This window comes from Paenibacillus aestuarii (genome assembly GCF_027789125.1).
Taxonomy (GTDB): domain Bacteria; phylum Bacillota; class Bacilli; order Paenibacillales; family NBRC-103111; genus Paenibacillus_E; species Paenibacillus_E aestuarii.
The window spans coordinates 48,731-64,352 of sequence record NZ_JAQFVF010000043.1 but is presented as its reverse complement, the minus strand read 5'-3'; the positions used below and the strand labels follow the sequence as shown (position 1 = coordinate 64,352).

Here is a 15,622-nt window from a genome sequence, read left to right as displayed (position 1 = left end):
TTGCCAGGAAAGTAAAGGAGTGGTCCAATTGAATCAACTCGAATATAAATGGGTTAAGCAAACACGAGATGAATTGCTACGATTTTGCGGTGAACTGACGCCTGAAGACTTCGCCCGTAATTTGGAGACGTTCGGCGACCAGAGCGTGCGCGGTCTTTTGATGCATATGGCTGACTGTTACCATGCTTGGCTGAACGCCTATTTATTGGCCGGAACGACGAAGCCTTTAACGCCGAAGGACATCGTGCAGCACTATACGATCGAGGATGTCCGCGCCCGGTTTGCTGCAGCCGATGAGCTTGTTGAGCAAGTGATGGCAGTATTTGCGGACCGCCTGGATGAAGCTATTGTCAAGCGGATTCCGTGGCGAGAGAACGGCGATAGCGTCAGCCTCACGGCGCGGAAATTGCTATTGCACACAGTCACGCATGAGTTTCATCATAAAGGACATATTACGGCAATGGCTCGTCAAATGGGCTATATTCCGGTCAATACAGATGTGCTAGGAACGGAAGATTAATAGAATCGCGAGCTATTGTTCCAAATTTTGTATATATCTAGTTCTATGATAAAATAATTGAGGATCATCGTTCATGATGACAATTCAAATTTGAGGAGTGGAGTTAATGGCTGTCAATGTGTACCTCAATTTTAATGGAAATTGCCGAGAAGCGGTGGAGTATTACGCCCAAGTGTTTGGTACAGACGCACCGAAGATGATGACGTACGGCGAAGGCCCATCCGATCCGAATTATCCGATGCCTGAAGAAGCCAAATCGCTCATTATGCACACGCGTCTGAACATTCAAGGCAACCTTGTGATGTTCTCCGACTCGTTCCCCGGCATGCCATTTGTTCAAGGAAACAACTTTACCCTGTCCATTGTCGATTCGGACATCGAATCGTTGAAAGCCATTTTCCACAAGCTTAAAGAAGGCGGCAATGTCATCATGGAATTGCAAGAAACGTTCTGGAGCAAGCTGTATGGCTCTGTAACGGACAAGTTCGGTATCCAATGGCAAATCAATCATGACAACGGCGAGATGGCTTGGTAATTGTATATAAATAGCAAGAGGGTGTCCCACAAGCCAAAATATTGGCTGTGGGACACCTTCATTTTTTGTGGCGAGTGCTTTTGCCGCCTCAATTCGAGCCACAACACAAGTTGCTCTAGTTGGATTATGCCGGCTTACAGAGCTCATCTCGGCAGCTTAGGCGTCTCTAGTCCGAAATTCCCCACTTACAGACACATTTTCTCCTCGACACTACCCTTCACCCCGCTCTAATTGGGTAAAATCGACCTGCGCATGCTCACTACAAGTCAGCCACTCTCCAATTGGGCAAAAGCGGACTGCAGCACCTTACACGCACGCACCCATTCAACACTCCCGCAGCGGCCCCGCCCTATGAAAAAGCAACGGAACTTGTTCCGTTATTGCCTTTTCATGTCTTTAGCGAAACATGTTCGCCGATGTTCCCGCGCATTGCGATCCTGCATATGCCACCGACCCTATTTTTGAACTTTGTGTTAACCCGACAATTCGACAACAACTAACAGCCCGGATAGATTACGATAAGACTAAAGCAAGTTGCGCTATCATTTATAGATGGAGGGTACACGACTGCATGCTAGAAATCGTATCGAATCCGAATCAACTGGATGAACTTTCCCGTATGCTCGGCTTGGAACCGAGTGCACTCCTGCGATTGTGCCGTTACATAGAATCCAGAGGGCACACATTTAAGAAATCCTTGGATGGCCGCTTCGACTTCTCAGATCGCGATATTGCCGTCATTCTTTCTAATATTTATTGAATGTACCAGAGGGACGCTTAGACAGCGCCCCTCTTTTTATGCACTCTTCGGCAAACGCCCCCGCTTCCCCCAAGGCTTGAAAACCGAAATCGCAAACATGGCCACAAGCGAAGCGATCTGCAGGCCGATGCCGGCGAACAGATATAAGCTGTTGGCAACGTAAGCGCCTTGATTCGGTGAATCGATGAGGGCAATGCCGCGCAGCGTCCACATATAGATTCCGATCGGCCCCAGTACGATCGTCACCGCGGTCAGCGCCTCTTTGACGATAATCCAGTAGTACTTCAGCAGCCCCCAGTGCGTCCAAACCGATAAAAGAATACCGGTTACGATCGTGCCAATCGTCGATGCCCGCAGCGAAGTTTCGGATAGCACATGCATACTCGTATAGCAGGCGAGCAAAACGCCAGGCTCATGCACGGTCGCCGCTGTAATGCTCAAAATTAATACGACCACGCTAGTTCCCAGCATGATAGCTGAGAAAATGAGATGCAGCACAAGCAGCCATTTCTTCTGTTTCATGGATAACGTTGTCACCGCGGTTTCTCCCCTCGTCCTTTTTCCTCTAGGATAACCAGCAAATCTAAACAACGCCTTATCCGTTTCTTAAATTTTCCTAAACCAGCGCTACAAAATTGGCGAGATCAGCTTGGAGATCGATTCTAGAAATCGAATCCGCAACGAGCGCTCATCATATGCCTCCATCGTCAACTCCAAGCAACCTTCCATATCTCTCCAGAAAATGTTTTCCAGCTTCTTCGCCGTTTCCGCATGATAGATGATGGCATTCGTCTCGAAATTAAGCCGCAGGCTGCGAATATCGAAGTTCGCCGTGCCGACGGAAGCCATCTGTCCGTCAACGACAATCGTTTTGGCATGCAGGAAGCCATAATCGTATAAATAGCACTTCACGCCGGCCTGGAGGAGCTCACCTACATAATACAGCGAAGCCCAGTGCACGAATAAATGATCGGCCTTCTGCGGAATCATGATGCGCACATCAATGCCGGACAGCGCAGCGATGCGTAAGGCGTTCAGCATGCTTTCCTCGGGAATGAAATACGGCGTTTGCAGCAAAATCCGTTTTTTTGCCGTATGAATCATTTTCAGAAACGTAAAGACAAAATGCGGCCACGTTTCATTCGGGCCGCTGGCTACGATTTGCATTGGCACCTGCCCCCTGACATCATGCTCCGTCCATTCAGGGAAATAGATGCCCGATTCAATATCCACCGGACTGGAGGAAGCCAAATTCCAGTCGAGAATGAACCTGGATTGCAGCGAGCGAATCACGCTCCCGGTTAAGCGCAGATGCGTATCCCGCCAGAAGCCGAATCGCGGATCCAGGCCCAAATACTCGTTGCCGATGTTAAAACCGCCCATATAACCGATTTTACCGTCAATAATGACCAATTTGCGGTGATTGCGGTAATTGACGCGATAATTCAAGTACGGGATGCGTGAAGGAAAGAACGCCGCGATCTCCCCGCCCTCATGCAGGAACTCCCTAAAGAAAGCGTCCTTCAGCGAACGGGAGCCGATATCGTCATATAAAAATCGGACTCGCACCCCTTGTCTTGCTTTGCGCGTCAATGCTGCCATCACGCGCCGGCCCAGGTCATCATTTTTGACGATATAATATTGGATATGAATGTGAGACTCGGCCTGCTCAATATTGGCGATCAGATTATCAAACTTAGATACGCCATCAGTAAAAATTTGAACATCATTATCCTGCGTCAAAAATGAATCGTTCGTTGACACATTCATGTAGATGAGATCACGATATTGGCTAACCATCGGATCAAGATACGGCATCGTCCCGTCCGTTAACCGCTGGCGCTGGTCCGCGGCGATCTGCTTGACACGCTCCAGCATGCGCTTATTCCATTTATACAGCTTCCTGCGGCTCAGATTCTGGCCAAAGATGACATACAGCACGAAGCCGAGGATCGGAATGAAGAGCAGCACCATGAGCCACGACCATGTGGCCGCCACATTGCGCCGCTCTAAGAAAACAACCGTCAAAGCCAGGATAAAGTTGATGATAAATAAAAAAGAAAAAAGATTAGTCATCCATCCCATATAAGCGCCCCAGATCATAAAAGTTCATATGCATATTATACCTAAATCTCAAAAATTTGCATGTCGGCGGCTGTCTTGCGATTCCATCGGGCCAAAGACCCGTGCATCGTCCGATAAAATACAATTGCAGGGGAGCCTTCCTCCCAAACGCCAAATAGCTGCTCTTCATCATCCAGGATGACAAAGAGCAGCCTTATTCACGTTCGCCCCCATACACTTGCGGGTCTATTCATGATTATGCAATACGATTAATTTGGCATAATTTGCGCATATAATAAACGCCGCCTACTTTAATAATCTCATCCGTGTACGCTTCTATGAACGATCCGGAATCCTCCAGCTCCCCATCGAACCAGACTTCAACAGGTGTATGAAAAAGAATGCAATTGTACAAGTCCACATCGGTCAAACAAAGCGTCCGTTTCAAAACATACAGATCCTTTCTCTCTAAATTTTGTTCCTGTCTTCCCTATATGTTTTGTTATCGGTACTTTAGTCTGGATTTATTAGCGCAAATAGGAAAAAAGACTGCAGATAAATAAGTCTACAGTCCCAATTTCTAGCAATCTATGCTTTTTTCAGCTCTTTATACACATTCACATATTGCTGAGCCGACTTCTTCCAGCTGTAATCGCACTTCTTCATGTTCTGCTGAATACGCAGCCAAGCTTCGCGGTCGTTCTGGTAAAAGTCCACCGCCCGTCTGATCGTATGCAGCATATCATGGGCGTTATAGTTGCTGAACGTGAATCCGGTTCCTTCGCCGGCAAACTCATTGTACGGCTGAACCGTATCTTTGAGACCGCCGGTTTCCCTAACAATCGGCACGGACCGATAACGCAGCGCAATAAGCTGACCGATGCCGCATGGCTCGAATTGCGAAGGCATCAAGAACAAATCGGATGCCGCATACATTTGATGGGCCAGTCCTTCATTGAACATGATCTGAGCCGCTACTTTATCCGGATGCGAGTAGGCGGCATCGCGAAACATTTGCTCATAGACGCGATCTCCGGTTCCCAAGATGACCAACTGAATATCGAGCGCTAAAATCTCGGGGAGCACATGCTGGATCAGATCCAGCCCTTTTTGTTGAACCAGGCGCGTCACCAATGCGATCATCGGCACATCGCTGCGCACCGGCAAGCCCAGCTGCTCCTGTAGAGCCAGCTTATTCTGCTGCTTCTTGGGCAGCGAATCGCGATAGTTCATGACCAGATGTGTATCGCCCATCGGATCGAACACTTCATAATCGATCCCGTTGACAATGCCGATCAACTGGTCTCTGCGGTGCCGCAGGAGGCTGTCCAAATGTTCGCCGAAATAAGGCGTTTGAATTTCCTCTGCGTAGGTTTGGCTCACCGTCGTGATCCTATCGGCGTACAGCAATCCGCCTTTCAGGAAGCTGGCGCCGCCATGCAGCTCCAGCGCAGTCCCTGTGAAATGGTCATCGCTAAGGCCGAACAAATCCTTCATCAGCTGCTGACTGAATACGCCTTGATATTTGAGATTGTGGATCGTTGTGATCGTCTTGATGCCGCTAAAGAAAGGCAGATGGCTGTAGTGGGCTTTCAACAGCACAGGGATCATTCCGGCTTGCCAATCATGACAGTGGATGATATCCGGCTGAAACTCGATGATCGGCAGCGATTCAATCACGCCCCGACAGAAGAATGCAAAGCGCTCCGCCTCGTCGTCATAGCCGTAAAGCCCTGAACGGCGGAAATAGTATTCGTTGTCCACGAAATAGTACGTCACGCCTTCATGCTGCAAAACTTCGATGCCGGTGAACTGCTTTCTCCAACCTACATAGATTTCGAACGTGGCGACGGCTGTCATCGCATCCCGATACACGTCCGCAATACTCCCATATTTCGGCAGCATGACTCTCACATCAAGCCCTTGGCGGGTTAACTCTTTCGGGAGGGAGCCGATCACATCGGCCAATCCACCCGTTTTAGCAAAAGGCACCGCTTCGGAAGCCACAAACAAGACTCTCATGATTCCACTCCTATTGGAGAACCGGAAACCAGGCCGTACGGCGCGATCCTGCACCAGCTTCAGCCGGCTTCCCCGTCCTCATTTATTTTATAGCGAAGCTAAAAATCTTCCTTAAATCACTTTTGTCTTCGCAGCGATGAATGGAGCCTTGTTGTCTCCGGTCAGAACGCGTCCCCGGCTAATAAAGACGTCTTTATCCAGAATTGCATTTTCGATAATGACGTTCTCTTCGATCTCGCAGTTTTGCAAAATAATGCTGTTCTTCACATAAGCGCCTTTGCGGATTTTGACGCCCCGGAATAGAATACTGTTCTCCACTCGGCCTTCAATGGTGCAGCCGTTGGCGATCAGCGTATTTTTCACTGCGGCGCTTTCCAAATATTTGGCAGGCGGCTCATCCTTCACTTTCGTATAGATCAGCTTCTTCTGGAAGAACAGTTCCCGCCATACGGACGGATTCAACAGCTGCATGCTGTGTTTGTAATAACCTTGGATCGAATTAATGACGCCGAGATAGCCTTTGAACTTGTAGCCGAAGACACTCAGCTTATCGATGTTTTTCATAATGCCGTCACGCACGAGATGGTCATAGCCTTGGGCCAGGCAGGACTCCACCATGTCCAGCAGCAGCGCTTTGCTCATGATGTACATTTCCATGGACACGTTATTCGTGCGCAGCCGGCCGGTGTGATCTTCCATCAAGGTCACTTGGCCGTTCTCTTTGACTGCCAGACGGCGGAATTTGCCGTGGATATCTTCGTCGGTCTCTTTGTAAATAACCGTAATATCGGCTTGCGTATCCTCATGATAGCGCACAGCATCTTCCAGATCGATATTGCACACCATATGGCTGCGGGAAATAATGACGAGCTCTTCTTTGCCACGGTAAAAATAATCGCGATGGCTGTAGAACTGGTATAAGTCTCCGCGGGAAATGCCCGTAGGCTCATCCAGCACGGACGGAAGGACGAACAACCCCCCGCGCTTGCGGTCCAAGTCCCATTCTTTGCCTGATCCTAAGTGATCCATTAGGGAACGATATTTGTGCTGCGTAAACACAGCTACGTTATCAATCCCCGAATTAACCATGTTGGATAACGAAAAATCGATCAACCGGTAGCGGCCGCCATAAGGAACCGAGGCCGGGCAGCGGAAATAAGTTAACTCCTCCAAATCATCTGGTTCATTCACTAAATTGATGACACCCATCACATGCTTCATTTGAACTCATCCTTTCTGATTTGCAGTCGCGATAACCCGTTCATTGCCGCCTATCAAAACAATTTCCCCATTGCCGTCAACAACAGCACCATCTTCAACGACCGTATTTTCACCGATGATCGCTTTATGAATGGTGACATTGTTGCCAATCTTGACGTTCGGCATGATCACGGAGTCGCGAATGACGCTGCCCTCCCCAATCTGCACACCGTAGAACAATACGGAATGGTCAACATCGCCGAAAATCGCGCAGCCCTCGTTGACGAGTGAGCGTTTCACATTCGCCGTAGGCGCAACGTATTGCGCAGGCTGATATGGCGACTGCGAGTAGACGCGCCAGTTCTTGTCGTTCAGGTTCAGCTCATTGCCGTCGTCGAGCAAATCCATATTCGCTTCCCACAGACTGTCGATCGTACCGACGTCTTTCCAGTAGCCATCGAACGGATAAGCGTACATCCGAGCCTGATCGGCCAGCATGGTTGGAATAATGTCCTTGCCGAAATCTTTGCTGGAACTCGCATTCTGATCGTCGTTCATCAAATACTGCTTCAGCGCGCTCCAGTTGAAAATATAGATGCCCATCGAAGCCAAATTGCTGTTCGCCGCCTTCGGCTTCTCGGCAAATTCCGTAATCGCTTGCTCTTCGTCAACGCTCATGATGCCGAAGCGGCTCGTTTCCTCCCATTTCACTTCAATGACGGCAATCGTGGCGTCCGCTTGCTTCTGCTTATGGAAATTCAGCATTTTGTCGTAATCCATTTTATAGATGTGGTCACCGGAGATAACCAACACATATTCAGGGTCATACTGCTCGATAAATCCGATATTTTGGAAAATCGCATCCGCTGTGCCTTTGTACCAGTCGCCACCTTTTTGCTTCATGAAAGGAGGAAGTACCGTCACGCCGCCATATTTGCGGTCCAAGTCCCAGGAGCTTCCAATTCCGATATAGGAATTCAAAACAAGTGGCTGATATTGTGTAAGCACCCCGACTGTATCGATGCCAGAATTCGTACAATTACTAAGCGTAAAATCGATAATCCGGTATTTCCCACCGAAATGTACGGCTGGTTTGGCCAAATTGTTCGTCAGTACGCCTAATCTTCGTCCTTCTCCTCCAGCGAGGAGCATGGCAACACATTCTTTGCTGCGCATAGCTGATTTCCCCCTTTATCATCCTCAAGCTCTGATTGAAACACTTCGATGCATTTGATATATACAGCCGCAAGCGGCGGGATACAGAGAGCCAGACTATAAGGCATTCGGTGCCATGGCTTTGGATCACTTGAACGGGGTACCGGGTTACCTTGGCCGGATCCGCCGAATTCGGTGGAATCGCTGTTAAATACTTCCTTGTATTTGCCAGGTCGCGGAACACCGATTCGATAATCCGGATGGACGACAGGTGTAAAGTTGCAGATCAGAATCAAGTCATCCTCAGGCTTCTTGCCTTTGCGCATAAATGTAACGACGCTTTGGGTTTCATCATGCGGATTGATCCACTCGAACCCGTCGGGGTGGTGATCCAGCTCCCAGAGAGCCGGTTCCTGTAGATAGAAGTGATTAAGCTGCTTCACATATTGATGCATCTTGCGATGCATGTCATATTTCTCAAGCAGGAACCAATCCAATTCTTCCATATCTTTCCATTCATCAAATTGACCGAATTCACTGCCCATGAAAAGCAGCTTTTTCCCGGGGTGACCCGACATATACCCGTATAAGGCGCGCAAGTTGGCAAATTTCTGCCAATAGTCGCCGGGCATCTTATGAAGAAGCGACCGCTTGCCGTGAACAACTTCATCGTGCGAGAGCGGCAAAATATAATTTTCAGAGAATGTATACATGAAGGAAAATGTAATGAGCTTGTGATGATATCTTCGATGGATCGGATCTAATTTCATATAGCGGAGCATGTCGTTCATCCAGCCCATGTTCCATTTGTAATTAAAACCAAGGCCTCCGTCATGGACGGGAGCTGTTACCAACGGCCAATCTGTGGAGTCTTCAGCCATCATCAGTGCGTGCGGGTAATAGGAGAAAATAACTTGATTCAATTTGCGTAAAAAAGCTACGGCTTCCGGATTGTCGAGACCTCCGAATTGGTTGCGGATCGGTGCTTCGTTCCAGCGGCCGAAGTTCAGATGAAGCATGCTGGCGACAGCATCCACGCGGATTCCATCAATGTGGTACATGTCCATCCAGAAAACTGCATTGGAGATTAAAAAGCTCTGTACTTCCGGTCTGCCGAAGTCGAACGTCAGCGTGCCCCACTCCACCTTCTCCGCTTTGCGCGGATCCTGGTATTCATAGAGCGCCTTGCCGTCAAACTGCCGCAGTCCGTGATCGTCCTTGCAAAAGTGGCCAGGTACCCAATCCATAATGACGCCGAGTCCACGCTGGTGAGCGCGGTCCACGAAGCGCATGAAATCCGTAGGTGTCCCATGGCGGCTGGTCACTGAATAATAGCCTGTCGCTTGATAGCCCCAGGAACGGTCAAACGGATGCTCAGCCAGCGGCATTACCTCAAGATGGGTGTAGCCCATTTCGATGGCGTAATCGATCAATTCATCAGCGAGCTGCTCGTATGTATACAGTTCTTCGCTGTGCCTGTCTTTCTTCCGCCATGTGCCGAGGTGCACTTCATAAATCGACAAGGGCTTGTTGTAAATAGCGCCATCTTCCTGCTTGCGCTGCTGCCACGATTGATCCTGCCAATCGTAGCCTTCGAGGTCATAGACCCGTGAAGCCGTACCAGGACGGAGCTCAGAATAAAAGGCATAAGGATCAGCTTTCAAAAGAATGCGTCCGGATTCAGTATGAATTTCATACTTGTAAAAGTCGCCTGCGCGGGCTTCCGGAATTAGCAGCAACCAGACACCTAACGTGCTGATGCGTTCCATGACATGACTCCCGGACTTCCAGCCGTTGAAATCGCCGACGACATGAACCTGTCTGGCATTCGGCGCCCATACGGCAAATCGCACTCCTGCCTGACCCGGAATTTTACAAACATGCGCCCCTAAAAGCTTATAGCTGTGGTGCAGGGAGCCTTCATGAAGCAAAAATAAATCCTCTGAGCTGGGAATCACGCTGCTCTTCACCATATCCCCCCTATTCAGCTATTCTTCAAAGCGAAATGCTTACGCACTCCTCTTACAACAAATACTACAAACAGACAAAGAATTCCTTTAAGTAAGAAGAATAAAAACAGGAAATTCATGAAACTTCATACAACTTTAAAATACTAGCTATCGCGCTTATATGTACGACCACGCAAAGCAGCCTTCCGAAATCTCAAGTATATGCAGATGATGCGGAAAAAGAACCACAGTGTGCGTGTAGCATTCGGTAACCGCAGCGTATCAGACACGGCATTAGCGAGAGCTTAGGAGAGCGCTGCGGCCATCGCCACCGTCATCGCTGCCCATATCAACTACACAACTCGTTTTTTTCAAACATCAGCTGATTCTCCCAAGCATTTTGGTTGAAAATATCGATTTAGGTCAATAAATGGTGTACAATGGATATTTAATCAGGATCTGAACCTACAGCACATCAATGGCGCATTGAAGTTCAGAAGTAAATAAGTTGAAGGATGGATTATAGCATGTTTTATGCAAAAAATTGGCTCGATTATGAACTTCTCGATACAGGCGGCGGCGAAAAGCTGGAGCGCTGGGGCACTTACGTGCTCCGCAGACCCGACCCACAAATTATTTGGCCGCTGGAGAAAGAAACGCAGCCTTGGCGGACCGCAGACGCGCACTATCACCGCAGCTCCAGCGGCGGCGGCCAGTGGCAGTACCGCACCGAGCTGCCTGAGCGCTGGACGATCACCTATGACGAGAAGCTGACGTTCTACATCAAGCCGACCGGCTTCAAGCATACCGGATTATTTCCCGAGCAAGCGGTGAACTGGAAATGGATGATTGAAAAAATCCAAAACGCCGGCCGCCCGATCAAAGTGTTGAATCTGTTCGCCTATACAGGAGGCGCATCGCTCGCTTGCGCATATGCTGGCGCCGAAGTATGCCACGTGGATGCCTCTAAAGGCGTCGTCCAGTGGGCGAAGGAGAACCTGCACCTGTCCGGGCTTGGCAGCCGTCCGGTCCGCTTCATCACCGACGATGTATTTAAATTCGTCCAGCGGGAACAGCGCCGCGGTGTCAAATACGACGCGATTATCATGGATCCGCCATCTTACGGGCGCGGACCTAATGGCGAAACCTGGAAGCTGGAGGACGACCTCTACCCGTTCATCCAGACCTGCATGTCCATTTTGACGGATAATCCGTTGTTCCTGCTCATTAACTCCTACACGACCGGCATTTCGTCAACGGTTCTGCACAACATCCTGTCCATGGCGATGAAGGCCAAGCACGGCGGCACCATCTCCAGCGGTGAAATCGGGCTGCCGATCACCCATTCCGGCTTGATGCTGCCTTGCGGCATTCTCGGCCGCTGGGAGGCGTGACGGTGGCAGGACCTAAGGATGTCTCGGAAGCAGCAAGCATTCCGATTCTGTATGAAGACAACCATATTCTCGTGGTGGTCAAGCCCGTCAACATGCCGACGCAGGAGGACGAGTCGCGCGACCCGGATCTGCTCAGCGTGCTGAAAGCGGATCTCAAGCACCGGCACCACAAACCAGGGAACGTCTACCTCGGGCTTGTGCACCGGCTGGACCGTCCTGTTGGCGGCGTGATGGTGTTCGCCAAAACGTCAAAAGCCGCGTCCCGTTTGTCGGACGCGGTGCGGACAAGACAGTTCGACAAGACGTATGTTGCTGTCGTTCACGGCAAGCCGCCGCAGCCTGCAGCGACGCTGCGGCACTTTCTTCGCAAAGACACGCGGACGAATACCGTCAGCGTGGTCAAACAAGGCCAGCCGGACGCCAAAGAGGCCGTGTTGGACTATCAAACGCTCGGCAGCGCCGACGGCTTCAGCTTGATCAAGATCAAGCTGCACACCGGGCGGCCGCATCAAATCCGCGTCCAGCTGGCGGCGACGGGCTGCCCGTTATACGGCGACCAGCGCTACGGAAGCACGGTCAACAAGCCCGGCCAGCAGCTAGCCCTCTGGTCGACGGAACTGGCCTTCGAGCATCCGACGCTCAAGGAGGAGCTGCGCTTTCGTTCGGTGCCGCCGGAGCAGCACCCGTGGTTCTTGTTTGCAAGCGACAACTACTAACTTGCAGCCCTGCAATCTTACTGCACAGCACGGGATCAGGTCCGAATTAATTCGCGACCTTCCCCAATAAATAAATAAGCAGTTTCTGATTATGAGCGGAAACGCGACTGAGGTACGTATCCAACAATTGTTCACGGACAACGATGCCCCGCTCGCGTTCCGCTTTTCCTTTGTCGGTCACATTTACCCAAACGATACGGCGGTCTTTCTCATCCCTCTCCCGCACGATCAATTCATTCTTCTCCATGCGGTCCAGCAGCGTCGTAACCGCCGCCGGTGTTGTTGACAAGTGTTCGATTAAGTCGGAGGGCTTCATACGATCGTTCAAGTTAAGCAGCTCTAGTACGCCAAGTTGTCCTTCCGTTAAGGTGGGGGCCAGACCGGATTCCATTTGCGACTTTAATTCTTTGGACAGCCTCTGCCATAACTTTCCGAATTCATCGGAATACATGATCATCAACTCTCTTCCAAATTACTCCTATTTCTAGTATATCATGCCCTATAAGAGGTTTAAAGATTAACGGCATTAATACTTTCAGACAAGACTTGACATTTTCCACCAATTGTGCTGTCGATTCCTATGGATTGCCTTGGAAATGTGTAACATCATGGTGTTGGCGAAGTCACGATTAACATTTGGGCGCACTGCGACATATACTGCACAATCGGGCTTGTAGATTAAACACAGAGGAGTGACTTAAGGTGGAAGCTTGGAAAATAGAGCTAGGCCAAAAAGCGCTGCAGTCGGGCATAATCAAAGACCCACAGTGGCTGGATCGATTGGACGAACCGATGCCCCTGTGGGTCTTATTGGAGATTGCTTTTCAACTTATGGAGAAGCTGGATCCGCCTACCGTCAGTTACGATTGAGGGAATCGCAGCACGTTGAGAATCGTTTCCGTCTTCGTAGCAGATACGACTTGCTTGCCTTGGGATTTGCGGTCTTCGAGCGGCGCCGTCTCTGTAGAGAAGCGAATTTTTTCACCATTGCTCATAATGGCTACTACCGTATAATCCATCTTCACAATAAAGGTGCCGATCAACCCTGATCCGTTCGGTCTCACGCGCTTGCCTTCTTTGAACTCAAATGTCAGAATGCCTTTACCGCCGCGGCCCTGAATCGGATAATCGACCACGAGCGAACGCTTCGCATAGCCGAGATCCGAAATGACGAGAACTTCGCCTTCATCGCCATAGATCCACTCCGCTGCGATCACCTCATCGTCATCTTTGAGTTGGATGCCGCGGACGCCGGCAGCTGCCCGGCCCATCGCGTTCACTTCCTCTTCACGGAAGCGGATGCTCATCCCGAGCTTCGTCACCAGCAAAATTTCTTTCGTATTATCGCTCAAAATAACCTGCAGCACTTCGTCCTGCTCGCTCAGCTTGCACGCTACGATTCCGCTTGAGCGGTTCGTCATATACTCTTTCAGCTCTGTCCGCTTCACCTGGCCTTTGCGGGTGACAAACACCAGCGATTTCCCCGGCTCATCGAAGCCTTTGACCGGAATGACGCTGATGATGCGGTCTTCCTTGGAAATCGGTATAACGTTGACGATTGCCGTCCCATTCTCTTTCCATTTGTACTCAGGCACCTGATGGACAGGCAGCAAAAAGTACTGGCCTTTTTGCGTGAAGATGAGCAGGCTTTCAATCGTATTGACATCCAACAGGAAGCGCACGTAATCGCCTTCCTTGAGCCCTGTGCTGTCTAATTCGCCACCAGAACGGGTGAACGACAGTTTGCTCGTCCGTTTCAAGTAGCCCTCATTGGACAGTGTCACGAGAACGTCCTCAGGCGTAACCATGACTTCCAGGTTCACTTTCAGCTCTTCAACCTCGCCTTGAATCTCTGACCGCCGGTCTATTCCGTACTTTTTACGAATATCGCCGATTTCGTCTTTAATGACGCCGAGCAGTTTCTTCAAGCTGCCTAGGATGCCACGTAAATGCGCGATCGTTTTCTCGACCTCTTTCAGTTCTTTTTCCAGCGACGTAATTTCGAGATTCGTCAAACGGTAAAGTTGGAGCACGAGAATCGCATCCGCTTGCCGCTCGGAGAAGCCAAACTTCGCCACGAGGTTGTTTTGCGCATCTTGGCGGTTCTTGGACGCCTTAATTGTCGCAATGACGTCATCCAGAATGTTCAGCGCCTTCACGAGTCCTTCCAGGACGTGCGCGCGGTCTTCCGCTTTTTCCAGCTCATATTGGGAGCGGTGCGTGACCACTTCCTTCTGATGCTCGATATACGCCTCCAGCATCTCTCGAATGCCCAGCTGGCGTGGCGCTTTATTGACGATGGCCACCATGTTGAAGTTGTAGGTCACCTGTAAATCGGTCTTTTTTAGCAAATATGCCAAAATCCCCTGTGCATCTGCATCCTTCTTTAGCTCCACGACGATACGCAATCCGTTGCGACCGCTCTCGTCGCGAACTTCGGCGATACCTTCCACCTTTTTCTCCAGGCGGATGTTCTCCATGGCGGTTACAAGACGCGACTTCACGACTTGATACGGAATTTCGGTAATGACGATTTGCTGCTTGCCGCCACGCAAATCTTCGATCGCCGTCCGGGAACGTACATAGATTCGGCCTTTGCCCGTGCGATATGCTTCGCGAATTCCCTCCTCGCCCATGATAATACCGCCGGTCGGAAAATCCGGGCCTTTGACAATCGCCATCAGCTCTTCGACCGTGATGTCAGGCTTGTCGATCATTGCGACGCAAGCATCAATGATCTCGCGCAAGTTATGCGTCGGAATTTCCGTCGCAAAGCCTGAGGAGATGCCGCTCACACCATTGACCAGTAAGTTCGGATAACGCGCCGGAAGCACGACAGGCTCCTTGGTTGTATTGTCGAAGTTATCTTTGAACAGTACGGTGCGCTTCTCAATATCGCGCAGAAGCTCCATGGCGATTTCGGACAGCCGCGCCTCGGTGTAACGCATCGCCGCGGCCGGATCGTCATCGATCGATCCCCAGTTCCCGTGGCCGTCGATCAGCGTATGCGCCATTTTCCACGGCTGCGCCATGCGCACCATGCCTTCGTAAATCGAGGAATCGCCGTGCGGATGGTAGTTCCCCATCACGTCACCAACCGTTTTCGCCGATTTGCGGTATGGTTTATCCGGCGTATTGCCGGCATCGTACATCGCGTACAAAATCCGGCGCTGCACCGGTTTCAGCCCATCGCGAACGTCAGGAATGGCACGGTCCTGAATAATATATTTGGAATAACGGCCGAAGCGATCGCCTACGACCTCCTCCAGATAAGCGGGTAAAAAATTCTCCAACATGCTCAACTTTC

General features: G+C 50.3%; 15 protein-coding genes. 6 read left to right on the top strand and 9 right to left on the bottom strand.

Translation table 11 applies throughout. The features are described from left to right. Positions 1-19 precede the first annotated feature (19 nt). The 3 genes from O9139_RS18475 to O9139_RS18465 all read left to right on the top strand — a co-directional run bounded on the left by O9139_RS18475 (position 20) and on the right by O9139_RS18465 (position 1,815). A complete protein-coding gene (locus tag O9139_RS18475; protein WP_270880944.1) occupies positions 20-520 on the top strand; it encodes a DinB family protein in 501 nt (166 codons plus the stop codon). Between the two features lie 106 nt (positions 521-626). Further along, the gene (locus O9139_RS18470; RefSeq protein WP_270880943.1) at positions 627-1,055 is read left to right on the top strand and encodes a VOC family protein; all 429 of its coding nucleotides are present in this window, start codon (positions 627-629) and stop codon (positions 1,053-1,055) included. A gap of 571 nt (positions 1,056-1,626) precedes the next feature. After that, entirely contained in the window at positions 1,627-1,815 is a 189-nt protein-coding gene (locus O9139_RS18465) for a hypothetical protein (RefSeq protein WP_270880942.1), read from the top strand. 36 nt (positions 1,816-1,851) lie between these two features. Here O9139_RS18465 and O9139_RS18460 read toward each other — a convergent pair whose 3' ends face one another. The 7 genes from O9139_RS18460 to glgB form a co-directional block, all read right to left on the bottom strand. After that, on the bottom strand, positions 1,852-2,352 hold the full coding sequence (locus tag O9139_RS18460; RefSeq protein ID WP_270880941.1) for a hypothetical protein: 501 nt from the start codon (positions 2,350-2,352) through the stop codon (positions 1,852-1,854). 90 nt (positions 2,353-2,442) lie between these two features. Beyond that, positions 2,443-3,900 carry a cardiolipin synthase gene (cls, locus tag O9139_RS18455; protein WP_270880940.1) on the bottom strand — a complete coding sequence of 486 codons (1,458 nt, stop codon included), beginning with the start codon at positions 3,898-3,900 and terminating at the stop codon, positions 2,443-2,445. Positions 3,901-4,135: 235 nt separating this feature from the next. Further along, positions 4,136-4,327, bottom strand: a complete 192-nt coding sequence (locus O9139_RS18450) for a hypothetical protein (RefSeq protein ID WP_270880939.1) — start codon at positions 4,325-4,327, stop codon at positions 4,136-4,138. 140 nt (positions 4,328-4,467) lie between these two features. Next, positions 4,468-5,901 carry a glycogen synthase GlgA gene (gene glgA / locus O9139_RS18445; protein WP_270880938.1) on the bottom strand — a complete coding sequence of 478 codons (1,434 nt, stop codon included), beginning with the start codon at positions 5,899-5,901 and terminating at the stop codon, positions 4,468-4,470. A gap of 111 nt (positions 5,902-6,012) precedes the next feature. After that, positions 6,013-7,122: a glucose-1-phosphate adenylyltransferase subunit GlgD gene (gene glgD, locus O9139_RS18440; protein ID WP_270880937.1), complete on the bottom strand. Its 1,110-nt coding sequence runs from the start codon at positions 7,120-7,122 to the stop codon at positions 6,013-6,015. A gap of 6 nt (positions 7,123-7,128) precedes the next feature. Further along, positions 7,129-8,277 carry a glucose-1-phosphate adenylyltransferase gene (locus O9139_RS18435; RefSeq protein ID WP_270880936.1) on the bottom strand — a complete coding sequence of 383 codons (1,149 nt, stop codon included), beginning with the start codon at positions 8,275-8,277 and terminating at the stop codon, positions 7,129-7,131. Next, on the bottom strand, positions 8,220-10,229 hold the full coding sequence (glgB, locus tag O9139_RS18430; protein WP_270880935.1) for a 1,4-alpha-glucan branching protein GlgB: 2,010 nt from the start codon (positions 10,227-10,229) through the stop codon (positions 8,220-8,222). Before glgB ends, O9139_RS18435 begins: the two co-directional genes overlap by 58 nt. Positions 10,230-10,732: 503 nt before the next feature. On the opposite strand from glgB, the gene O9139_RS18425 reads away from it, so the two are divergent. Together O9139_RS18425 and O9139_RS18420 are read left to right on the top strand one after the other, a co-directional pair. Then, positions 10,733-11,599, top strand: a complete 867-nt coding sequence (locus tag O9139_RS18425) for a class I SAM-dependent methyltransferase (protein ID WP_270880934.1) — start codon at positions 10,733-10,735, stop codon at positions 11,597-11,599. Positions 11,600-11,601: 2 nt separating this feature from the next. Further along, positions 11,602-12,315 carry an RluA family pseudouridine synthase gene (locus tag O9139_RS18420; protein ID WP_270880933.1) on the top strand — a complete coding sequence of 238 codons (714 nt, stop codon included), beginning with the start codon at positions 11,602-11,604 and terminating at the stop codon, positions 12,313-12,315. A 46-nt stretch (positions 12,316-12,361) separates the two neighbouring features. Here O9139_RS18420 and O9139_RS18415 read toward each other — a convergent pair whose 3' ends face one another. Then, positions 12,362-12,766, bottom strand: a complete 405-nt coding sequence (locus O9139_RS18415) for a MarR family winged helix-turn-helix transcriptional regulator (protein ID WP_270880960.1) — start codon at positions 12,764-12,766, stop codon at positions 12,362-12,364. Positions 12,767-13,017: 251 nt separating this feature from the next. Here O9139_RS18415 and O9139_RS18410 point away from each other — a divergent pair, with 251 nt between their 5' ends. Next, positions 13,018-13,185, top strand: a complete 168-nt coding sequence (locus O9139_RS18410; RefSeq protein WP_270880932.1) for a hypothetical protein — start codon at positions 13,018-13,020, stop codon at positions 13,183-13,185. On the opposite strand, the gene gyrA is transcribed toward O9139_RS18410, so the two are convergent. Further along, positions 13,176-15,617, bottom strand: a complete 2,442-nt coding sequence (gene gyrA, locus O9139_RS18405) for a DNA gyrase subunit A (RefSeq protein WP_270880931.1) — start codon at positions 15,615-15,617, stop codon at positions 13,176-13,178. The genes O9139_RS18410 and gyrA overlap by 10 nt on opposite strands. Between the last annotated feature and the right edge of the window lie 5 nt (positions 15,618-15,622).